This is a genomic window from Pseudomonas jessenii, from assembly GCF_002236115.1.
GTDB lineage: Bacteria > Pseudomonadota > Gammaproteobacteria > Pseudomonadales > Pseudomonadaceae > Aquipseudomonas > Aquipseudomonas jessenii.
This window is the reverse complement of the sequence record NZ_NIWT01000002.1, coordinates 1-20,348: the sequence shown is the minus strand read 5'-3', so window position 1 is coordinate 20,348 and position 20,348 is coordinate 1. Positions and strand designations below refer to the sequence as shown.

At 59.3% G+C, this 20,348-nt stretch carries 21 protein-coding genes and 2 rRNA genes; 10 read left to right on the top strand and 13 right to left on the bottom strand.

The features are described from left to right. Positions 1-8: 8 nt before the first annotated feature. Positions 9-506 (bottom strand): hypothetical protein, encoded by a 498-nt coding sequence (locus PSJE_RS04680; protein WP_057715997.1) that lies wholly within the window; start codon positions 504-506, stop codon positions 9-11. A gap of 213 nt (positions 507-719) precedes the next feature. Here PSJE_RS04680 and PSJE_RS04675 point away from each other — a divergent pair, with 213 nt between their 5' ends. Together PSJE_RS04675 and PSJE_RS04665 are read left to right on the top strand one after the other, a co-directional pair. Continuing rightward, positions 720-2,774 carry a S9 family peptidase gene (locus tag PSJE_RS04675; protein WP_090453697.1) on the top strand — a complete coding sequence of 685 codons (2,055 nt, stop codon included), beginning with the start codon at positions 720-722 and terminating at the stop codon, positions 2,772-2,774. Between the two features lie 217 nt (positions 2,775-2,991). Next, the gene (locus PSJE_RS04665; RefSeq protein WP_090453696.1) at positions 2,992-3,465 is read left to right on the top strand and encodes a cyclic nucleotide-binding domain-containing protein; all 474 of its coding nucleotides are present in this window, start codon (positions 2,992-2,994) and stop codon (positions 3,463-3,465) included. Here PSJE_RS04665 and PSJE_RS04660 read toward each other — a convergent pair. Next, positions 3,462-3,752, bottom strand: coding sequence for a hypothetical protein (locus PSJE_RS04660; protein WP_057716000.1), 291 nt, complete (start codon positions 3,750-3,752; stop codon positions 3,462-3,464). The two genes, PSJE_RS04665 and PSJE_RS04660, sit on opposite strands and share 4 nt — an antisense overlap. A 95-nt stretch (positions 3,753-3,847) precedes the next feature. Here PSJE_RS04660 and PSJE_RS04655 point away from each other — a divergent pair, with 95 nt between their 5' ends. The 4 genes from PSJE_RS04655 (at position 3,848) to PSJE_RS04640 (ending at position 6,078) form a co-directional block, all read left to right on the top strand. Next, positions 3,848-4,534: a spermidine synthase gene (locus tag PSJE_RS04655; RefSeq protein ID WP_057716001.1), complete on the top strand. Its 687-nt coding sequence runs from the start codon at positions 3,848-3,850 to the stop codon at positions 4,532-4,534. A 50-nt stretch (positions 4,535-4,584) separates the two neighbouring features. Next, positions 4,585-4,956, top strand: coding sequence for a YajD family HNH nuclease (locus PSJE_RS04650; RefSeq protein ID WP_007898702.1), 372 nt, complete (start codon positions 4,585-4,587; stop codon positions 4,954-4,956). 193 nt (positions 4,957-5,149) lie between these two features. Further along, entirely contained in the window at positions 5,150-5,620 is a 471-nt protein-coding gene (locus PSJE_RS04645) for an RNA methyltransferase (protein ID WP_007993783.1), read from the top strand. Between the two features lie 80 nt (positions 5,621-5,700). Continuing rightward, positions 5,701-6,078, top strand: coding sequence for a YgaP family membrane protein (locus PSJE_RS04640; protein WP_057716002.1), 378 nt, complete (start codon positions 5,701-5,703; stop codon positions 6,076-6,078). 128 nt (positions 6,079-6,206) lie between these two features. Here PSJE_RS04640 and PSJE_RS04635 read toward each other — a convergent pair whose 3' ends face one another. Continuing rightward, positions 6,207-7,436 carry a hypothetical protein gene (locus PSJE_RS04635; protein WP_090453695.1) on the bottom strand — a complete coding sequence of 410 codons (1,230 nt, stop codon included), beginning with the start codon at positions 7,434-7,436 and terminating at the stop codon, positions 6,207-6,209. A 35-nt stretch (positions 7,437-7,471) separates the two neighbouring features. Then, a complete protein-coding gene (locus PSJE_RS04630) occupies positions 7,472-7,921 on the bottom strand; it encodes a YcgN family cysteine cluster protein (protein ID WP_008015986.1) in 450 nt (149 codons plus the stop codon). Between the two features lie 164 nt (positions 7,922-8,085). Between PSJE_RS04630 and PSJE_RS04625 the strand changes: the two genes are divergently transcribed. Continuing rightward, on the top strand, positions 8,086-8,679 hold the full coding sequence (locus tag PSJE_RS04625; protein WP_090453694.1) for a nitroreductase family protein: 594 nt from the start codon (positions 8,086-8,088) through the stop codon (positions 8,677-8,679). Positions 8,680-8,802: 123 nt separating this feature from the next. Here the strand turns inward: PSJE_RS04625 and PSJE_RS04620 are convergent, their stop codons facing one another. From PSJE_RS04620 to PSJE_RS04600, 5 genes are all read right to left on the bottom strand, one after another. Further along, a complete protein-coding gene (locus PSJE_RS04620; RefSeq protein WP_090453693.1) occupies positions 8,803-9,735 on the bottom strand; it encodes a D-2-hydroxyacid dehydrogenase in 933 nt (310 codons plus the stop codon). A 119-nt stretch (positions 9,736-9,854) separates the two neighbouring features. Next, complete coding sequence (locus PSJE_RS04615; protein ID WP_057716006.1) at positions 9,855-10,148, bottom strand: YcgL domain-containing protein; 294 nt, start codon at positions 10,146-10,148, stop codon at positions 9,855-9,857. Next, on the bottom strand, positions 10,145-11,278 hold the full coding sequence (gene rnd, locus PSJE_RS04610) for a ribonuclease D (RefSeq protein ID WP_090453691.1): 1,134 nt from the start codon (positions 11,276-11,278) through the stop codon (positions 10,145-10,147). The genes PSJE_RS04615 and rnd overlap by 4 nt, the downstream gene beginning before the upstream one ends. A gap of 232 nt (positions 11,279-11,510) precedes the next feature. Then, on the bottom strand, positions 11,511-13,160 hold the full coding sequence (locus PSJE_RS04605; RefSeq protein WP_090453689.1) for a phosphoethanolamine transferase: 1,650 nt from the start codon (positions 13,158-13,160) through the stop codon (positions 11,511-11,513). Between the two features lie 190 nt (positions 13,161-13,350). Continuing rightward, positions 13,351-14,733, bottom strand: a complete 1,383-nt coding sequence (locus PSJE_RS04600; protein ID WP_057716009.1) for a glutamine synthetase family protein — start codon at positions 14,731-14,733, stop codon at positions 13,351-13,353. 498 nt (positions 14,734-15,231) lie between these two features. On the opposite strand from PSJE_RS04600, the gene PSJE_RS04590 reads away from it, so the two are divergent. The 3 genes from PSJE_RS04590 to PSJE_RS04580 all read left to right on the top strand — a co-directional run bounded on the left by PSJE_RS04590 (position 15,232) and on the right by PSJE_RS04580 (position 18,399). Further along, positions 15,232-16,416, top strand: a complete 1,185-nt coding sequence (locus tag PSJE_RS04590) for a cyanate transporter (protein ID WP_090453687.1) — start codon at positions 15,232-15,234, stop codon at positions 16,414-16,416. Positions 16,417-16,429: 13 nt separating this feature from the next. Then, positions 16,430-17,347 (top strand): DMT family transporter, encoded by a 918-nt coding sequence (locus PSJE_RS04585; protein WP_090453685.1) that lies wholly within the window; start codon positions 16,430-16,432, stop codon positions 17,345-17,347. Positions 17,348-17,460: 113 nt separating this feature from the next. Beyond that, on the top strand, positions 17,461-18,399 hold the full coding sequence (locus PSJE_RS04580) for a LysR family transcriptional regulator (RefSeq protein ID WP_090457768.1): 939 nt from the start codon (positions 17,461-17,463) through the stop codon (positions 18,397-18,399). A 3-nt stretch (positions 18,400-18,402) separates the two neighbouring features. Here the strand turns inward: PSJE_RS04580 and PSJE_RS04575 are convergent, their stop codons facing one another. The 4 genes from PSJE_RS04575 to PSJE_RS04560 all read right to left on the bottom strand — a co-directional run. Next, on the bottom strand, positions 18,403-18,768 hold the full coding sequence (locus PSJE_RS04575; protein ID WP_090453683.1) for a 5-carboxymethyl-2-hydroxymuconate Delta-isomerase: 366 nt from the start codon (positions 18,766-18,768) through the stop codon (positions 18,403-18,405). Positions 18,769-18,826: 58 nt separating this feature from the next. Beyond that, positions 18,827-19,753: a LysR substrate-binding domain-containing protein gene (locus PSJE_RS04570; RefSeq protein ID WP_090453681.1), complete on the bottom strand. Its 927-nt coding sequence runs from the start codon at positions 19,751-19,753 to the stop codon at positions 18,827-18,829. 200 nt (positions 19,754-19,953) lie between these two features. Then, positions 19,954-20,069, bottom strand: a 5S ribosomal RNA gene (gene rrf / locus PSJE_RS04565). A gap of 171 nt (positions 20,070-20,240) precedes the next feature. After that, positions 20,241-20,348: ribosomal RNA gene (locus PSJE_RS04560) — 23S ribosomal RNA — on the bottom strand; the annotation flags it as partial.

Here is a 20,348-nt window from a genome sequence, read left to right as displayed (position 1 = left end):
GGGCAAGGTTACAGACGGGGTTCGACTCGCATCCGCTGAGGAGTGCTCGGCACGGGCGGACGACCATAACGATCATCGCCGGCACCGCCGAACGGTTGATCGTCCTCGGGCTCGTCGGCACGGACGGCGGCTTTGGCGGCGGCAGCCTGTTCCCTGCGGGCATTGGAGGCGCGCTCGATGGGGAAACGGATCGCCACCAGCACCAGATAGAGGCCGAACGCGATCATGCCGTACATGAACAGATCGGAAATCGCCCGCCAGGCGTTGTTGCCGACCTTGAACAGCAGGTCGAGCGCGGTAATGGCGAGAGCCGGTGCGATTTTGTCCTTGACCGGGTCGATGATGGTCGGGCTGAACAGCAGCACGACCATCGCCAGCCGTAGCGGCTCACGCAGCCAACGCCACATCCAGCGGGTCAAGCGCATCCACACCAACAGGCAGCCTAAAGCGGCGAAGGCGTAGAGGCCCCAAGCGATCAGATAGTCGTTCTCGGTCATGGTGTCCATGGCAAGGCAGGCAAAGAGGCGCTTATGATAACGGCTTTTCGCCCATCAGGCTGCATCAATGCCTTCGGTCAAGACATAGAACCCTGTGGGAGCGAGCTTGCTCGCGATGGCGGACTGACAGTCAACATTGATGTTGGATGTACTGGCCTCATCGCGAGCAAGCTCGCTCCCACAGGTTCCAAACCTATTCCGTACACTGCTCGAGAACCCTTCATGCCCCTATCCGCCAACATTCACGACGCTCCGATTGCCCACAAGGCTGAAGGCTCCGACCCGTATGCCTGGCTGCAAGAGCGCGACACCGAGGCAGTGCTCGACTACCTGAAAGCCGAAAACAGCTATCAGCAAGCGCAAACCGCCGACCAGGCCGCATTGCGCGAAACCCTGTTCCAAGAGATCAAGGGGCGGATTCTCGAGACCGATCTGTCCCTGCCCTCGCCATGGGGCCCCTATCTGTATTACACCCGCACCACGGCAGGCGATGAGTACGCCAGGCACTACCGCTGCCCGCGTCCGATCGATGACAGCCTGACCCTCGACGAAAGCCGCGAACAACTGCTGCTGGACCCCAACGAACTGGCCAAGGGTGGTTTCTTTTCGCTCGGGGCGTTCAGCATCAGCCCGGACCACCAGCGTCTGGCCTACAGCATCGACTCCAGCGGCGAGGAGATTTACACGCTGTTCGTGAAGGAATTATCCGACGGCCGTGTCAGCGAGCTGGAATTCCAGGACTGCGATGGCAGCATGACCTGGGCCAACGATAGCCTGACGCTATTCTTTGGCGAACTGGATGACACCCATCGTCCGCACAAGCTGTATCGCTATCGACTGGACGGCACGGCGGCCGAAGAAGTGTTCCATGAGCCGGACGGGCGCTTCTTCATGCATTGCTACCGCTCAAGCTCCGAGCAGCAATTGCTGCTGTCCGTGGGCAGCAAGACCACCAGCGAAGCCTGGGTGCTTGACGCCAACCAACCGCAGCACGCCTTTACCTGCATCGCGCCACGGGTCGAGGAGCATGAGTACGACGTCGATCACGGCGTACTCAATGGTCAATGGACCTGGTTCATTCGCAGCAACCGTGACGGCATCAATTTCGCCTTGTACACGGCCGTCGATACCGGCGTCGCGCCCACCGAAGCCGACTGGCAGAACCTGATCCCCCACAGCGACACCGTGATGATCGACGGCATCAGCCTTAACACCGGGGCCATGACCCTGAGCCTGCGGGTTGGCGGCTTGCCGGTCATTGAAGTTCACCCACAAAGCCTGGCGCCTTATCGTGTGCAACTGCCGGATGCGGCCTACAGCCTGCACGTGCAAAACAGCCTGGAGTTCGAAAGCAACCGGATTCGCCTGCGCTACGAAGCGTTGAACCGTCCGGCGCAAATCCGCCAGCTTGAACTGGCGACCGGCGAGCAGAAAGTCCTCAAGCAAACCCCGGTGCTCGGCCCGTTCGATGCCGACGCCTACGTCAGCCAACGCCTGTGGGCCAGTGCGCCGGACGGCACGCAAGTGCCCATCAGCCTGGTGATCAAGCGCGCAGACCTGGGCAAACCCGTGCCGCTGTACCTCTACGGCTATGGTGCCTACGGCGAAAGCCTCGACCCATGGTTTTCCCACGCGCGCCTGAGTCTGCTGGATCGCGGCATGGCGTTTGCCATTGCCCACGTGCGTGGCGGCGGCGAACTGGGGGAAGCCTGGTATCGCGCCGGCAAGCAGGAGCACAAGCACAACACCTTCAGCGACTTTATCGCCTGCGCCGAACACCTGATCGCCCAAGGCTTCACCACTGCACCGCAGTTGGCTATCAGTGGCGGCAGCGCCGGTGGCTTGCTGATCGGCGCGGTGCTCAACCAACGGCCGGAGCTGTTTGGCGCCGCCATCGCCGAAGTGCCGTTCGTCGACGTACTCAACACCATGCTCGACCCTGATCTGCCATTGACCGTGACGGAGTACGACGAGTGGGGCAACCCTGAAGAGCCGGACGTCCATGATCGGATCAAGGCCTACGCCCCGTATGAAAATGTCACCGCGCAAGCTTATCCGGCAACCCTGGTGATCGCCGGTTACAACGACAGCCGCGTGCAGTATTGGGAAGCAGCCAAGTGGGTGGCGAAATTGCGCGAGACCAAGACCGACAGCAATCCCCTGCTACTCAAGACTGAATTGGGTGCCGGGCATGGCGGGATGAGCGGTCGATATCAGGGATTGCGTGACGTAGCACTCGAATATGCATTTTTGTTCAAGGTTTTGGGCATGGCCTGAGGAACCTGGCGCGGTGTGCCGGTCTTAATTGCGTACACCGGCAGCCGATACAACACCTGTACCCTGTGGGAGCGAGCTTGCTCGCGATGGCGTCAGCACAATCAACATTACCGTTGCCTGTGAAGCCGCAATCGCGAGCAAGCTCGCTCCCACAAGGGGTTTTCGGTGACTTCAAATTCGAGCCAGTAACAGACACAACAATAAAGACCGTGACGACATGTCTGAACCAACCTTTCTGAACAACGAAATTCGCGACTGGCTGATGGATTGCGGCCTGTTCAATCAACTGCAGCCAGCCGACTTCGCCGCGGCTTCGGGCTACTTCAGTATCAGCACCATTGCCCAGGGCGAGGAAATCTTCCAGGAGGGCGATGCCGGCAGTTTCATGTGCATCATCCATAACGGTCAGGTGGCGGTGCAGAAAACCAACGCTGACGGGCAGCGAGTTACCATCGCCACGTTGCGCAGCGGCCGCTCGTTCGGTGAAATGGCCGTGCTCGACGGCGAACGGCGCTCGGCCAGTTGCGTGGCCGCAAGCAACTGCCAGTTGCTCAACCTGGGCAAGGACTCGCTGGAAAAGATGCTCAACGACGCACCGAAAATCGCCGCCAAGATCATCCGCGCCCTCGCCGTGTCCCTCTCCAAACGCTTGCGCATGGCCGACGGTCAACTGCTTTCGCAGCAGGTCTAGCCGCCCGGCGATTTGGTTTTCGGCGGATTGGGCTCCAGGCCCGGTATAGGCTGGTCCTTGATCGGCGGGCTGGGCATTTCAATCGGCACCAACGGCGGACCGCTACTGCCGGGGCCGACTTTAGGTAAAGGCGCCGGGCTGATTTGCGGGTACGGCGTGGGCGTCGCGGTGCCGGGCGAACCGGGTATCGGCGCGGGGCTGACGGGAATCGATTGCAGCTGTTGCGCCTGCACTGCAGTTATCGAGAGCGCGGCCAGGGCAATGACCGTTAGAATGGTGCGCTTCATCAATGGCTCCGTTGGCCTTGTCGTCATAAACAGGCTACTCCCAACTGCGTCTGTTTGCCCTCCCGAGTTCTGCCAATTTTCTTCAAGTGAGCCCCATGAAACGTTTCGTTCTGCTGGACACCACCCCCATCCCTGAAAACGGCGGCGCCCTGTGCCTGTTCGAATACGGCGAGGATTTTGTCATCAAGATCCAGGGCGGCGACGGCGGACAATTGATGAACACGCGCATGCACGGCTCCGAAGATGCCCTGGCCGAGATCCCGTGTCGCAAGGTCGCCGGCCGACCGGGTTCACGGGTGCTCATCGGCGGCCTGGGCATGGGTTTCACCCTCGCTTCGGCGCTCAGGCACCTGGGCAAGACTGCCGAAGTGGTGGTCGCTGAATTAGTGCCTGGCGTTGTGGAGTGGAATCGCGGGCCACTCGGCGAGAAAGCCGGAAACCCGCTTCAAGACCCGCGGACCGTGATTCGCATGGAAGACGTGGCCAAAGTCCTGCAGGCCGAACCCCAGGGTTTCGATGCCATCATGCTCGACGTCGACAACGGTCCCGAAGGCCTGACCCAGAAAGCCAACAGCTGGCTCTACTCCGCCGCAGGCCTCAGTGCCTGCGCCAAGGCCCTGAGACCAAAAGGCGTGTTGGCCGTCTGGTCGGCCAGCGCTGACCGGCAGTTTTCCGACAAACTGAAGAAGGCGGGTTTCAAGGCCGAGGAAGTGCAGGTCTTCGCCCACGGCAACAAGGGCACCCGCCACACCATCTGGATTGCCGAGAAGCTCAAGGGCTAGGCTAAACTTCACCCTATAACCGTCATTAGTCTTTCTACAAAGGTGAACCCATGAGTTCGTCCACCCCGACCAACACTTCGAAGCTGGATCGCATCCTCGCCGACAACCAGCGCGACAAGGAAATGGGCTACCGCGACAAGGCCCTGAAGATGTACCCGCACGTCTGTGGCCGCTGCGCCCGTGAGTTCTCCGGCAAGCGCCTGAGCGAACTGACCGTGCATCACCGCGACCACAACCACGACAACAACCCGCAGGACGGCTCGAACTGGGAGTTGTTGTGCCTGTACTGCCACGATAACGAACACTCGCGGTATACCGACCAGCAGTATTTCGACGAAGGCTCGCTGAGCACGCCGAAAATCGCCAAGGCCACGCACAACCCGTTTGCGGCGTTGGCGGGGTTGATGAAGAAAGAAGACTGAAGATTTTCAGCGCCTGATCCGGCCTCATCGCGAGCAAGCTCGCTCCTACAGTTGACTTTGTGAACGACACAGATCAAATGTGGGAGCGAGCTTGCTCGCGATGGCAATAGCCCTGCCACCGCCAATCTCCAAACTGACCGCTGCCGCCCAATCCCCGTATAATCCCGCTTTTTTCCCGAAAGGCACCCCGCTCGTGGCAGACAAACGGTACAGCTGCATTGGTTTGTATAACCCCAAATCACCGGAGAACGTCGGTTCGGTGATGCGCGCCGCTGGCTGTTATGGCGTGGCGTCAGTGTTCTACACCGGCAAGCGCTATGAGCGCGCCGCCGACTTCGTCACCGATACCAAGCGCGTGCACTACGACATCCCGCTGATCGGCATCGACGACCTGAAGAAAATCCTGCCCCTCAATTGTGTGCCCGTCGCCGTGGAACTGGTCGAGGGCGCCCGCCCGTTGCCGGAATACACCCACCCGGATCGCGCGCTCTACATCTTCGGCCCGGAAGACGGATCGCTGGATAAAGAGATTCGCGACTGGTGCGAAGACGTGGTCTACATTCCGACCACCGGTTGCATGAACCTGGCCGCCACGGTCAACGTCGTGCTCTACGACCGCATGTCCAAGGGTCTCAATACCCGCTCCGGGCCAAAATTCCGCTGAATCGCCACACATCCGATTGAACGAGCTGCCCGCCCAGGCTGTCAGTTTGACTATCGATCACTGAAGCCTGGAGACAGACCATGAGCGAACTCAAACCCGTCGAGCGTATCGAATCCACCCCGTTCCAGAGCCCTTCCGAGCAAAACGTGCAGGGTTGGGAACGCATTGGCTCCCTGGCCGGTGGCGTGGTGATGGTGGGCAAGGGACTGCGGCGTGGCGGGATCTTTGGCCTGATCCAGGTGGCCATCGGCGGCGTGGCCCTGGCGCGTGGAATTACCGGCCACAGCTCGGCGAAAAGCCTGCTGGAGAAAAGCCGTCAGGACATGAACAACGTGCGGGCGAAAATTCAGCGGGCGGGTGAAGAGTTGAAGACGCTGAAGGCCAATGCCGAGGCGGCGACCAAAACCGCAACCGTTACCGGCAATGATTCCTTGAAGTCGCCGAAAGCCGGGGTTTGAATCGGGATTTGCGCTGAAGCCACTGGCCTCATCGCGAGCAAGCTCGCTCCCACAGGGTTATGTGGCGCTCAAAACATTTGTGTTCACCCCCAATCACTGTGGGAGCGAGCTTGCTCGCGATGACGGACTCACTGAAGTAAACCGGTATCAAGGACTTTGGAAGAGTCGCCAATAACACTCTCCGACAGCTGCACAAAGTCCTTGGTATCAACGTTATCCAGCCGCATCGCCCCGCGCAGCACATCATCGAGCGAACGCTTGTTGTGGGTTTTCAGGCGAATCTCGCGGTCCAGTTCCTGCAGCAACACCACCGCCCTGGCCACCTGCGTCGAGCTGATCCGCTCACCGCGCAGCGTGGTGACTTTCTGGCTGATCTTGACCAATTTGCGATGCAGGCTCTCGTAGCGTTCATCGCTCATGCCGCCAGCCCGGCGCACCAGTTCGATGGCGTAATACTCAGCAAAGCCCTCACTGATCCAGTCACTGCGCCGGGTGCCTTTGACACGCCCGAACACCAGGGCCAACTCACGGACCAGGGCACTGGTGCCGCTTTCGCTGACCACCGGCAGACGACTGTTGAGGTAGATCGACTCGTGCGCCGACTGGCTGCCGCGCCACATTGGATCATTGGCCCCGACGATCAGCAGTTTGCCCGGGTGTCGCGGATACAGCGCCTGCACTTGCGGCCAGACGAAGGTCAGCAGCGTCAGCACATCCATACGGCGCATGCCCTGCCCCAGCGGTGAGGCGACTGTGACTTCGGTCTCGCCCAGACGAGTGCGGCGACTGCCGAGCTCACCTGCGAGCATCCAGCCGGTAGGCCGGTCGAACAGTCGGGAAGGGTTATCGATACGGAATTTATTCGGGCCGATTCGTGGCCAAGCGGTTTCAACGCTTTTCCAGCCACCGGGCAGCTCGAACTCAAGACGTGAAACCAGTTCGATGCCGTCCTGTTGATCGAGTCTGGCAGCCGGCACCAGATTGTCGCCGCGCATCAACGCCCAGCCTGGCGTCATGCGCGTGTCGAAGCTGCCGCTCTTGCGCCCGTGGCTGATACTCACGCGGTAGGTCAGGCTGGCCTTGTCCGCAGCCGGACGCCAGACACCGCGCGCCGCTTTGCCGGGGGTCAGTTGCCATTGGCCGTCAGCCTTGAAATCGCTGTAATGGCTGCCGTCGCCAAGATCGAAATCCAGGCTGCGTACCGCCGAGCCCTGGGCGAGCGTCAGGCGCACTTCGGCCTGATCGCTCTGCGGCAACAGGCGCACGTGATAATCCAGATTGACCTTGTTCGCAGCCCATGCCGGCGAATTCACGGCCAGTAATCCAAGGATCCACGCCTGCCGCCATCCCACAGCCATACACACTCCCTCGTGAAACGTTGAACCTCAGGCAATCAGCCTGCGCGGAAAATCAGATGATCTTCCCAATCATCTTCCGGCACGCTGCCTTCGGCGAGCATGCGCCCGGACTGGGAAATCCGCTCGTGATGAACGGCATCGCGATCACCGCACACCAGGTGATGCCACAACGGCAGGTCCTTGCCTTCGCTGACCAGGCGATAGCCGCAGGTCGGTGGCAGCCATTTGAATTCGTCGGCCTTGCCTGGCGTGAGCTGGATACAGTCCGGCACCGAGTCACGGCGGTTGGGATAGTCCGTGCACTGGCAGGTTTTCAGGTCCAGCAACTTGCAGGCGATGCGTGTGTAATAGACGCTGTTGTCGTCTTCGTCTTCAAGCTTTTGCAGGCAGCACAATCCACAGCCGTCGCACAGCGACTCCCATTCCTCCTGATCGAGTTGATCAAGGGTCTTGCGTATCCAGAACGGTTCTACTTTGGCGGCCATGGTTCGAGTATCGACATCAGGTGGTGAAAAGGCCGCCAGTCTAGTGCCCGCAGCTCCGCGGGCCAAGCATTGGCGACTGTCGGTACACCGGGCTTGTCAGTTTTTGCGCTGCCAAGTAGGGTTTTGTGTTGCTCCCACTTTTAAACGTAGCCAGGAATCTCTTGATGAGTGCCAACCCACGCGTTGCCGATTACGCCATTCACCCTCAGTTCACCGATCGCTGGTCGCCCCGCGCCTTCACTGGCGAAACGATTCCGGAGGAAACCCTGCTGAGCTTCTTCGAAGCCGCCCGCTGGGCACCCTCGGCCTACAACTCGCAACCCTGGCGCTTTCTCTACGCACGTCGCGACACGCCGAACTGGGAGCGTTACCTGGGCCTGCTGAACGAATTCAACCGCAGCTGGGCGCAACATGCTTCGGCCCTGGTGATCGTGATTTCGAAAACCACCTTCGCCGTGCCTGGCGCCGCCGAAGAAACCCCGGCCCTGTGGCACACCTTCGACACCGGTTCCGCCTGGGGCCACCTGGCCTTGCAGGCGAGCCTGAGCGGCTGGCACACCCACGGCATGGCCGGCTTCGACCAGGAGCTGACCCGCAAGGCGCTGAACATTCCTGAAGGCTACGCCCTGCACGCCGCCGTCGCGGTGGGCAAGCTGGGGGACAAGGCGAGCCTGACGGATTATCTGCAAGCCCGTGAAGAACCCAGCCCGCGTCGTCCGTTGAGCGAACTGGCGGCTGAAGGTGACTTCACCCTCTGAGCCATACTGAAAATCCCTGTGGGAGCGAGCTTGCTCGCGATAGCGGTAGGACAGTCAATATTGATGTTGAATGTACCAGCCTCATCGCGAGCAAGCTCGCTCCCACAGTTTTTGAGGGTGTGTTCAATACCCGCGATCGAAATCCACTTCCCCGCGCAACGCCTCTCCCGCCTCATAAGCCCGCAGGTTCTCGACAAACAGCTTCACCATCATCGAAGGCGAAGTCGGTGCCGAGCTGTGGCCGGTCAGCAGCAGGCCCCAGGCCGTCCAGAACGGATGACGCTGGGGCAAGGGTTCCTGACGGCACACATCGATCACTGCACCCGCCAGATGCCCTTCCTTCAAGGCATCCACCAGATCCGCATCGACCACCGCCACTCCGCGCCCGGCGTTGATGAACAACCCGGTCGGCTTGAATTGCTTGAACAGCGCCGTGTCGTAGACATCGTGGGTGTCCGGCGTGTTCGGCAGCAGATTGACCACGTAATCGACTTCACCGACCAGCCGCGGCAAATCCGCCATCGAACCAACTTCGATAAACGGTGCCTGCTCCCGTGCGCTGCTGGCAACGCCATACAGTTCGACGCCAAACGGCACGAGGAACTGCGCGACACTTTGACCGATATCACCGGTGCCGACGATCAACACCCTGCGCCCCGCCAGGCTCTGGACCTGGCGACTGTCCCACTTGCGCTCGACCTGGCTGACCAGTCGCGCCAGCACTTCACGCTCGTGACCGAGCATGTACGTGAGCACGTACTCGGCCATGACCTGGCCAAAGATTCCGACTGCACGGGTCAGCCGATAGTGCCGCGGCAAGCCATCGGCCAGCAGCGGCGTGATGCCGGCCCAGGTCGATTGCAGCCATTGCGGTTGATGACCCTGGCGTAACAGGGTCGCCAGCAAATCAGGCTGGCCGAGCCACACCGGGCAATCGGCGGCCTGGCTGGCCAGTTCGGCGGAATCACCGCTGGTCAGTACCTCCAGGTCCGGTGCCGCCTCGCGCAACAGTTGGGCGTACACGGGGTGGTCGTGTTCAGCAATCAGGACGCGCATGCTTCAAACCTTTCAAAAACAGTGCAGACGGCCGCCGACAGAGCAGTGCTCCGTCGATGCTGCCATCGCTAAAATCAATCAGTGTTTCATAACCACTCTGAACAGAGTCTGTCTGCCGCTCACATCGGATCGTTGCGACGCAACAATTCTTCCGGCAAGTGCTCGATGTACTCGTCTTCGGCAGGCGGCATTTGCAGGTGATAACCCTGTTTCTCGAGGTTTTCCAGCACGACCGTGATGTCCTCGCGCGACAGCTTGCGCTCGGGGCTCAGCACCAGGTCGAACGCGTGGATGGCCTTGCCGAAGGCTGCCATCAGGGTATCCGGCACGCGCTCCAGAGCATCGCTCTTGAGCACATACAGGTACATTTCGTTTCTTTTCGAGCTGCGGTAGATGGAGCAAATACGTTTCAAGGCTGTTCTCCGGCGGTGGCCAGGCTGTCGAGCAGCGCCTGGCCCATCAATTCGCGGCGCCAGCCACGCAGCGAATCAGGCAATTGGTAGGGACCATTGGGGAAGCCGCTCTTGAGCAGCGCTTCCAGGGTTTTCTTGCGCAGCATCAGTTCCGGCGCGATGTTCAGGCGCTCGGCTTCGGCCTGGCCTATGGCCTTCATTTGTTTGAGCAGCGCAGCAGCATCCACCGGCAACGGCTCCGGCACGGCTGGCGGCCACTGATCAGGCGACACACTGCCAGAGCGCTTGATCAGATCAAGCAGAAACTCGCCGTCCTGACGCACGGTACGTGGGTGCATGTCTTCGATTTTCGCCAGCGCGCCGAGGTTATCCGGTTGCGTACGCGCCAGTGGCCACAACGAATGCTCGCGGATGATCCGGTTGCGCGGCAGGTCGCGGGCCCGGGCTTCCTTTTCACGCCAGGCGCAGAGCTCACGCAAAACGGCAAGTTGGGCGCGAGACAGCTTCCAGGCCAGCTTGGCATCGCGATAGACCTCGTACGGATCGATCTCGCGGCGCAGGTTGGCCACCAGTTCGGCGCCATCCTCCAGGACCCAGGCGTATTTCTCGTCGGAAAGCTTTGGACGCAGTTTTACGAAAACTTCAGCCAAATGCACGGCATCTTCGGCGGCATAGCTGATCTGGGTTTCGGAAAGCGGGCGTTGCAGCCAGTCGGAACGGGTTTCCCCCTTGGGCAGGTCGATGCCGAGCACTTCCTGCACCAGCCGCGAATAGCCCATGGAAAAACCAAGGTTCAGGTAAGCGGCAGCCAGTTGCGTATCAAACAGTGGCGCCGGCAGGCTGCCGGTCAGGCGTAGCAGGACTTCGAGGTCTTCGCTGCACGCGTGGACAACTTTGACCACCGCAGGGTTTTCCAGCAAAGCGGCCAATGGCTGCCAGTTGTCGATGGTCAGCGGGTCGATCAGATAGGCGCGAACGCCATCACCGATCTGCAGCAGGCCGGCGATTGGGTAGAAGGTGTCGACCCGCATGAATTCGGTGTCGAGGGCAACGAATGGCAACTGTTGCCACTCGGCACACAACCGTCCGAGGCTATCGTTGTCGCGAATCCAGTGAATATCGATGGCCACACGGCTCTCCCTTGAAGAATGGCGCGCAGTATATATCGCCCCCGGCGATTTCCGCGCATCCACTGAACAAGAGCATTAGCGAAAATTACTGCGTGACATAAAGAATAGTCCTACAAAGCCGAGCTAGCTGGTCTTACCCAGCACCTGGAACCGTCGCGAGAATCACCGTGTTAGGCCAACACCGATCAAAAACCAGGTCGACGGCCGCCGCGTGAAACAGAGTCAGAGGCGATCAATCCTTGGCCAACACGCCGTCTGTCACTGGACCACGACATCCGGCAAACATGTCCAGATCCTGGTGGTAGACCTTGCTGTCGACCTCCAGCAGCCCAAGCATCGAATGGAACAGGTTGTCCTGGCTGAGGGACTTTTCACGGCTCTGTTGCAAGCAGCGGGTATCTAACGCAAACGACTTTTTATAGCTGTCGGAGAACCAGGCAAACATGGCGACATGCTTTTGCTGCTCCGGTGCCAGCATGTAGGGCGTGCCGTGGAGGAACAAGTTGTATTCACCCAGGGACTCGCCGTGATCCGACAGATACAGCATCGCGGTATCCACTTTGTCCTGGTTGCTGCGCAGCAGATCGATCAAGGTCGACAGTACATGGTCGGTATAGACCAGGGTGTTGTCGTAGCCATTGACGATACTTTCGCGGCTGCAATTGTTCAGGGCATTACTCTCGCAAACCGGGGTGAAGCGCTCGAACTCTTTCGGATAACGCTTGAAGTACTCAGGACCGTGGCTGCCCATCTGGTGCAATACCAATACCGTGTCCTTGTCCAGGGTATCGATGAAATGCTGCAGCCCTTGCAGCAGGATTTCATCGCGGCATTCACTGTTGGCGCACAGCGCCGGGTCCTTCAGATTGCTGACGTCCTGAAGGGTGACGCGATCGCACGTACCTTTGCAGCCTGACTGGTTGTCACGCCAGATCACGTCGATACCCGCATGCTTGAGCACGTCCAACAGGCCTTCTTCGTTCTTTGCCTTGCCGGCGTTGTAGTCCTTGCGCCCCATGTTGGAGAACATGCAAGGCACCGATACGGCGGTTTCAGTACCGCAGGAGTGCACATCGGTGAAAGCGATCAGGCCATCTTCCTTACTCAGCTTCGGAGTGGTGTCGCGGCTATAGCCAAGGATGCCGAAGTTCTCCGCCCGGGCACTTTCACCCACGACAAGTACCGTCAGGGATTTGCGCCCGTGAGTTTGCCAGGCTGGATTGCGCCGGGCATCTTCACCGAGCTTCACAAAAGGTTGATGTGCAGACGCAACCTGCTCGCGCAAGAAGCCAGCCGAGGCACCAATGTAGTTACTTGGCACCACCATCAGGCGTAACTCGTGGTGATTGCGAAACAGCGAAGACAGGCCTTGATAGTTAACCAGTGCAACTCCACCAATGACTGCTGCCGAGGCAAAAGTCACCAAAACCTTACTGAGCAGTTCACGGTGCCAACGACGATAATTAATCGGTGTCCTCCACAACAGCCAGGACGGCAAAACGCCGAGCAGTAAAATATAAACAAACAACTTGAGCGATAGTAAGTCACGCACTTCCGTTGCATTTGTCTCGGCGAAGTTACGCAACATGCCGGTATCGATCAAAACACCATACTGGCTCATGAAATAAACCACGCCCGCGCTGGTCATGAACAGCAGGGTCAGGAGCGGCTTGAGCACTGGCCGGAATGCCAGCAGGGTCAGCACAATGTTGAAGGCCGCGAAGATCATCACCCCGAAAGCCGCGCGCATGACGATGCCTTTGCCATCGGATGCGGTGATTTCGAACAGGTGTTGCCAAAGTACGTAATTGAAGCCGACTAACAAAAACGTGCTGGCAATCAGTGTCACCCATTCAGGGCGCACGGCTTTAATCTTAAGCATGATATTTGGCGGATCCTGAAAGTAAGTATCTCCGGCAAATGTGAAAATTTCATTTACCGAGACAGCTGTAATTTTAGGTAGCCAACAATCAATTTTTTGTGAAAAATAAGCCAACAATTAGTTGGCTTATTAAGTCCGCCTGACACTTTCAGACTATTTGAGAATGGTTCAGCCCCGATTCAGATTCGACTCAAGCCTGATGCAAATACCAGCGCCAGTCCTGTTCACCGACCTCCCCCATGAATTGACGATACTCAGCGCGTTTCACCGCCAGATAGACGCCGAGGAATTCACCGCCGAAGGCTTCCCTGGCCCAACTCGAACCTTCCAGTGATCGCAAGGTGGTCAGCCAGTCTGTCGGCAACAGTTTCGTGGCCTGGGCGTAGCCATTGCCTTCCACCGGCGCACCAGGATCGAGTTGTTCGCGGATGCCGCGATGAATACCGGCCAGAATCGCCGCAGCCGCCAGATAGGGGTTGGCATCTGCGCCACAAATTCGATGCTCGATGTGCCGGGAATACGCAGGCCCACCTGGGACACGCAAACTCACGGTGCGATTGTCTACGCCCCAGGTGGCCGCCAGGGGCGCATAGCTGTTGGCCTGGAATCGACGGTAGGAGTTGGCGTTGGGGCAGAACAGCAACAGCGAATCGAGCAAGGTACTGAGCATGCCGGCGACGGCCTGCTTGAGCAGCGGCGTTCCATCCGCAGCTTCGCTGGCGAAGAGGTTGTTGCCGTCCTTGTCCGCCAGGCTCACGTGCATGTGCATCCCGGTGCCGGCGAGGTCATCGAAAGGCTTGGCCATGAAACAGGCTGTCATGCCGTGCTTGTGCGCCACGCCTTTGACCAGACGCTTGTAGCGCACCGCTTCATCCATCGCCTGTAGTGCGTCGGTGCGGTGTTCGAGGGTGATCTCCACTTGCCCCGGCGCGTATTCGGAAATGGCCGTGCGCGCCGGAATCCCCTGGAGTTTGCAGGCACTGTAGAGATCGGCCAGGAACGGCTCGATCTGTTCAAGCTCGCGTAAACCATAGACCTGGGTGCCGTACGGACGCCCGCCATCGACATCCCGTGCCGGTTGCGGCCGGCCATTGCTGTCGCGTTGCTGATCCAGCAGGTAGAACTCCAATTCCGCCGCCATGACCGGGTAATAACCGTCGGCCTGCAAACCCTCGATGACTTTCGCCAGCAAATGACGGGGATCGGCAATAGTGGCGGGCATTCCCTCCGTTGGGTGCATGCTGACCTGCACGGCCGCGGTCGGTATCAGACGCCACGGCATACGCGTGAGGCTGCCGCTGATCGGGTAGGCCCGGCAGTCGATATCACCGACATCCCAGACCAGCCCGGAGTTTTCCACGTCATCACCGTTGATGGTCAGGCCGAGGATGGTGCTCGGCAATGGTCGCCCGCTTTCATACACCGCCAGCAACTCGTCACGATGCAGCAACTTGCCCCGCGGCACACCGTTGTTGTCGAGGATGAACAGCTCGAACATTTCAATATCCGGGTTCTGCTCCAGAAAGGTCAGGGCTTCTTGCCGGGTGGCAAACGAGGTCGTGGCACAACTCATGGGAACTCTCTTTTTCCGTGTCAGACGGGTACGCAAAAGCACCCGCACTTTAATCCCGCCATCAAGCGGAACAGGTAGGAACAATCAGCGGAAAAAGCAGGAATCCGGCGGGCGCGCATGGCGGCAATGCCACAGCGCCCAAAAAGCCAGTTCAGAAGGAAGTGCGGAGAGGTTTGGCGCGGTGGCAGGCGTGAATCGACGGCCAAGGCTCGACGCTCGAACGCCGTTGGATGCCTTGCAGTGGATTGCGACTGGCCAACCGTCCATAGAGAGAACCGCAGAAAACAGATGACCCGCAGCGTCACACGATGGCTTAAGTCGTTAAATCAGGATTTGAAGAACCTTGGATGTCGTTTGGCTAAACATTTGGCTGTTTTGTGCTGCCTTCAGTGGGGAGAAGGCCTGTATTTGATTTCTAAATACCACCCCGGACTTTCTGATTTGCGCCCTTCGGGGCTCGCGCGCCTTAATCGCCCGCCTATTCATCAAGGTCCGATCATGGAAAACACCCGAGCCACTTCCCGCCCTGCCCTCTGGCTCATGTTCAGCATTGTCCTGGTTGCCCTGAACCTGCGCCCTTCCATGGCCGCTGTCGGGCCGCTGCTCTCAGCGATTCGCGACGACATTGCGCTGAGCTTCAGCCAGGCTTCACTGCTGACAATGTTACCGGTGACGGCCATGGGGCTGGCGATGTTTGTCGGCCTGCGCGTCAGTCAGCGATTCGGCGATCAACGCACGGTAGTCTTCTCGTTGCTGATCATCGGCGTGGCCACGCTTTCGCGGTTGTTCCTTGATTCAGCCGCGCAGTTGCTCCTCAGCGCGGTGCTGGCCGGTGTCGGGATCGCCCTGATCCAGGCCCTGATGCCAGCGTTGATCAAATCCCGCTTCAGCGACCACGTAGCCCTGTGCATGGGGCTCTACGTCACATCGATCATGGGCGGTGCGGCCATGGGTGCCTCCTTTGCGCCGCTGGTCATGGAACGTACCGGCAGCTGGCGTATGGGCCTGGCGATCTGGGCCGTTCTCGCCGTGCTGGCATTGCTCTTCTGGCGCAGCCAAAGCGCGGGGATGCCAACACTGGATTCGAGGGCATCCGGCAAAGGTTCGTACTTTGCCAATTCCCGCGCGTGGTTACTCGCGATTTTCTTTGGCCTGGGCACTGCGTCCTACACCTGTGTTCTGGCCTGGCTGGCGCCTTACTACGTGGAAAAGGGCTGGAGCGAGCAACACGCCGGATTGCTGCTCGGGTTTCTGACCGCCATGGAAGTGTTGTCGGGTCTGTTGACGCCCGTCATTGCCAATCGCAGCCGCGACCGCCGCGTCGTGCTGATGGTATTGCTGACACTGATCATCGCCGGTTTCTGCGGACTGATTCTGAGCCCACGGCATTTGAGCCTGCTGTGGCCATGCCTGCTGGGGCTGGGCATTGGCGGCCTGTTTCCGATGAGCCTGATCGTATCGCTGGATCACCTGGACAATCCATTGCGTGCTGGCGGCCTGACCGCATTCGTGCAAGGCATCGGCTACTTGATCGCCGGCCTGTCGCCGCTGCTGGCGGGGATCATCCGCGACCAGCTCGGCAGCTTTGAATGGGCCTGGTGGTCGCTCACGGCGGTCATGGCGCTGATGATGCTGATGGTTTTGCGCTTCAACCCAAGGCACTACGCCCGCCACATCCATTGACCCGGAGCCTGTCATGAAAACCACCGTTTTCGCCGTCGCTCACGCCAGCATGCTGCTTTGGGCCTTGTTGATCGCCGCATCGTTTTCCGCGGCGGCGCAAGTCAGTCAGGCCATCGACCCGATCCTGCTGACGGGTTTACGCCTGCTGTTTTGCGCTTTGGTGTTTCTGCCGTTGTTGCTGCTCAAAGGCGATGCCGTGATGACCGCCCGCGCACTGTTTGGTCACGCGGTGCTCGGCCTGCTGCTGGCGTTGTACTTCGGTTCGCTGTTCGAAGCGTTGCGCTACACCTCGGCCGTCAACACCGGGACGATGTTCACGCTGGTGCCACTGATGACCTTGGGTTTCGAAGCCGTGCTCACACCTGACAGCCGTCTGAAACAACGGATTATGCCGATGCTGCTCGCCGCTGCCGGGGCAGTGTTGTTGATCATGAAAGGCATCGGCCCCGGCGAGTTGCCATCGCCCTATGCATTGACGGTGTACGGCATCGGTTGCTTGGCGATGGCGCTCTACGCCCCCCTCAGCCAGCGTCTGAAAGCCAATAGCCTCAAGGGACGCGGACCGGTGTCCATGACGTTCTGGAACATGCTGTTCGGTGCGCTGTTTCTACTGGTGTTCTGTGGATTCAGTGGCGGTTGGCGTTCGGCATCATTACTAACGCTCAACGACTTCTATTGGCTGATGTACCTGGCAGTGTTCGCCACCCTGGCGACGTTCTGGCTGCTGCACCGGGCCATCGGCGTGATCGCGCCGTCCTCGGTGATTTCCTACATCTATATGAGCACGCTGTTCATCACCTTGTTCCACTGGCTATGGGGACACCAGACGCCGCTGCCGCTGGAAATGACCGGCGCGGTGCTGGTGGGCCTCGGCAGGTTCGCGCTATTGATGTCCAGCCGCCGCGCCGTGTCGGCGATGGTCCAGGGCTGACACGGCCTTGGGCGAAACGTCCTGCAAGGCATTCTCCCTGCTCGCCCATTCCGCTAGGATAATTCACCCCCCTTGCACACGGTCAGCGCAAGGGACGCAGCGAGATGGAATGGATGCTGAACAGTAATTCGCTTAGAAAGCTCGACATGCAGGACCTCATGGTATTCGTCGCCGTGCATGAGCAGAACAGTGTCACCGACGTATCCGAGACGCTTTGCGTCAGCCAGTCCACCGTGAGTTACTGCCTGAAGAAATTGCGCACCAGTTTCGAGGACGAACTGTTCATCAATACTCGCACCGGCGGCATGCAGCCCACCGGCAAGGCCAGCGCGATGTACCCTCACGTGCTGAAAATCCTCGAAAGCATCAACCTGTGTCACGCCGGCTTACCCACGTTCGACCCAGGCCTGCAACCCGTGACCTTCAACATCTGCGCCCCGGAGTATTTCGAGCAACTGATCCTGCCGCGCTTGTTGAAAACCTTCGACCTCGCCGATCTTCCGGTGATGGTCAATGTGTTCAAACTCCAGGCCGATATCCCTGCCCAAGCGTTGCGCGAAGGCAGCCTCGACCTGGTGATGTGCTTCGGCCCGAACTTTCATCGCAGTCACGTCGATTTCAAATCGCAGACGCTGCTCGAAGATGACCTGGTGTGTGTTTTCGACAAACGCGCCACGCCGGCAGTACCACGCTTGAGCCTGCAAACCTATGTCGAACGTCGACACGTGTTCCCGACACCCTGGACGTCCGCCACCAACATGGTCGACGGCTGGCTTGCGCAGCAGGCACAACAGCGCCATATCGTCGCACGCGCCAACAGCTACAGCGCAGCGCTGAAGCTGATTACCGGCACCGACTATGTTCTGACCCTGCCCCGGCGCATCCAGCGACTACTGGCCAATGCAGACACCTTCAATCACTGTGAAGCGCCCGCTGGTTTGCCGGGTTTCACCCTCGACATGCAGTGGAACCAGGCTGTTGATCAGGACAGCGCCAACACCTGGCTGCGAGCGCAAGTGATCCAGGCCTGCTTCGAGCAGGAAACGGCCTGATGCTCAGTTGCTGATGGCGGTCTTGCTGTAGGAATCGCGATCGATGTCGAGAATTTCCACGCACAACTGGACCTCAACGCCGCTCGGCCACTCACACACGTCCTGCACCACCGCCAGCAGGCTTTCAGACAGCTGTTTCTTGATCTGTGCGGAACGACCACTCAACAGTGCCAGTTTCACATGCACGAACGCCCGTTCAGCCAATGCAGTACCGACCTTGAACGCCTCGACCCTGATCGCACGGCTCTTGATGTCGAATTCGGCAGCAAACTGACCGGAAGCCACCAGCGTATTGTTCAACCGCATCAATGCCACTTCGGCATTCAGATCAGTCAGGTTGGCGGTGTATTCCATGTGCAGGTGAGGCATGAGTGGGTTCCTGTAAGTGGGGTGGAAAGGTCGTACATATAACACAGCGCCACCCTGTTCATTCGGGCAGCGGCAATACGGCACGCTCACTCATGAACGCCTCCAGGCGCGAACGTAACCAGCGCTCGGCAGGGTCGCTATCGACATGGCTGAGCCAGACCATGGATAGATCCAGGGTCGGTGTCTTGAAGGGAAAGGGTTCCTTGAACAGCATTCCCGATGCAGCCATCGCCGCAGCGGTGTAGTCCGGCAGACTGGCAATCAGGTCGGTGCCGGCAAGCAGGGCCGGCAATGCACTGTACTGCGGCACCGAAAGCACCACCTGGCGTGTGCGACCGATATCCGCCAGCCACTCGTCGGCATAGCCACTGACGTTGGCGGTATGGGACACCAGCACGTGCGGTCGCGCGCAATATTCATCGAGGGTCAGCGGTGTATCAGAGGCATCGGCGCGCAAAATGCTGGGCTGGATGTGTCGCAACAACTTGCGCTTGGCATTGGCCGGCAAGCCACGGGTCTGGCTGATACCCACCGTGATATCGCCGGCTGCCAGCAAGTCGGGAATCCGCCAGTAATCGACATGCTGCACCACAAACACCACGTTGGGCGCTTCCTGGCGCAGCGCTCGCAGCAATGGCGGCAACAGCCCGAACTCGACATCGTCGGACAACCCGATGCGGAACGACATCGTACTGCTGGCCGGGTCAAAATCATGGGTCAGGCTCAAGGCCACGGACAAAGAATCCAGCGCCGGCGACAGGTGCCTGATGATCTCCTCGGCCCGTGCCGTCGGCTCCATGCGATGGCCAACGCGTATGAACAGCGGATCATTGAACATCGCACGCAAGCGGTTGAGCGCCGAACTGATGGTCGGCTGACCGAGAAACAGCTTCTCCGCCACCCGAGTGACATTGCGTTCGAGCATCAGCGTTTCGAATACCACCATCAGGTTGATATCCGCCTTGCGAAGTTCATTGCGATTCATCCACTGCCCCGATCCAAAAAATCTGCTGACAGTTTAGGTAGCTGGTGCGACTGCCGTCTATCCAACACAGGTCCAACAGCCTGATGCGGGCTGTCAGGGGATATTTCGCACTGAGGCCCATCGCGAGCAAGCTCGCGCCTACAGGGACGCCAAAAACAAAACCCCTACCTGCATACGCAGATAGGGGTTTCGGAATTTAATCTTGACGATGACCTACTCTCACATGGGGAAACCCCACACTACCATCGGCGATGCATCGTTTCACTGCTGAGTTCGGGATGGGATCAGGTGGTTCCAACGCTCTATGGTCGTCAAGAAATTCGGGTACTGAGTCGTGGCCGGTTGGCCTCGCTTCAGCAAATTGGGTATGTGATAAAAATCGGTGTTTTGTGAGCGTCGAACTTTCGGTTCTTTCGTCTTCACACACCGCAATCTGATGCTTCTTTCGGCTTTTTAGCCAAGAGCAGGCAAATTGCTTGGGTGTTATATGGTCAAGCCTCACGGGCAATTAGTATTGGTTAGCTCAACGCCTCACAGCGCTTACACACCCAACCTATCAACGTCGTAGTCTTCGACGGCCCTTCAGGGGACTCAA

What these genes read in the sequence shown, in the direction of transcription:
- PSJE_RS04575 (WP_090453683.1), bottom strand. Translation starts at nt 18,768, where the DNA reads ATGCCTCACCTGCACATGGAATACACCGCCAACCTGACTGATCTGAAT.
- PSJE_RS04625 (WP_090453694.1), top strand. Translation starts at nt 8,086, where the DNA reads ATGAGTGCCAACCCACGCGTTGCCGATTACGCCATTCACCCTCAGTTC.
- PSJE_RS04590 (WP_090453687.1), top strand. Translation starts at nt 15,232, where the DNA reads ATGGAAAACACCCGAGCCACTTCCCGCCCTGCCCTCTGGCTCATGTTC.
- PSJE_RS04630 (WP_008015986.1), bottom strand. Translation starts at nt 7,921, where the DNA reads ATGGCCGCCAAAGTAGAACCGTTCTGGATACGCAAGACCCTTGATCAA.
- PSJE_RS04585 (WP_090453685.1), top strand. Translation starts at nt 16,430, where the DNA reads ATGAAAACCACCGTTTTCGCCGTCGCTCACGCCAGCATGCTGCTTTGG.
- PSJE_RS04600 (WP_057716009.1), bottom strand. Translation starts at nt 14,733, where the DNA reads ATGAGTTGTGCCACGACCTCGTTTGCCACCCGGCAAGAAGCCCTGACC.
- PSJE_RS04665 (WP_090453696.1), top strand. Translation starts at nt 2,992, where the DNA reads ATGTCTGAACCAACCTTTCTGAACAACGAAATTCGCGACTGGCTGATG.
- PSJE_RS04660 (WP_057716000.1), bottom strand. Translation starts at nt 3,752, where the DNA reads ATGAAGCGCACCATTCTAACGGTCATTGCCCTGGCCGCGCTCTCGATA.
- PSJE_RS04675 (WP_090453697.1), top strand. Translation starts at nt 720, where the DNA reads ATGCCCCTATCCGCCAACATTCACGACGCTCCGATTGCCCACAAGGCT.
- PSJE_RS04655 (WP_057716001.1), top strand. Translation starts at nt 3,848, where the DNA reads ATGAAACGTTTCGTTCTGCTGGACACCACCCCCATCCCTGAAAACGGC.
- PSJE_RS04635 (WP_090453695.1), bottom strand. Translation starts at nt 7,436, where the DNA reads ATGGCTGTGGGATGGCGGCAGGCGTGGATCCTTGGATTACTGGCCGTG.
- PSJE_RS04650 (WP_007898702.1), top strand. Translation starts at nt 4,585, where the DNA reads ATGAGTTCGTCCACCCCGACCAACACTTCGAAGCTGGATCGCATCCTC.
- PSJE_RS04680 (WP_057715997.1), bottom strand. Translation starts at nt 506, where the DNA reads ATGGACACCATGACCGAGAACGACTATCTGATCGCTTGGGGCCTCTAC.
- PSJE_RS04620 (WP_090453693.1), bottom strand. Translation starts at nt 9,735, where the DNA reads ATGCGCGTCCTGATTGCTGAACACGACCACCCCGTGTACGCCCAACTG.
- PSJE_RS04580 (WP_090457768.1), top strand. Translation starts at nt 17,461, where the DNA reads ATGCTGAACAGTAATTCGCTTAGAAAGCTCGACATGCAGGACCTCATG.
- PSJE_RS04570 (WP_090453681.1), bottom strand. Translation starts at nt 19,753, where the DNA reads ATGAATCGCAATGAACTTCGCAAGGCGGATATCAACCTGATGGTGGTA.
- PSJE_RS04640 (WP_057716002.1), top strand. Translation starts at nt 5,701, where the DNA reads ATGAGCGAACTCAAACCCGTCGAGCGTATCGAATCCACCCCGTTCCAG.
- PSJE_RS04605 (WP_090453689.1), bottom strand. Translation starts at nt 13,160, where the DNA reads ATGCTTAAGATTAAAGCCGTGCGCCCTGAATGGGTGACACTGATTGCC.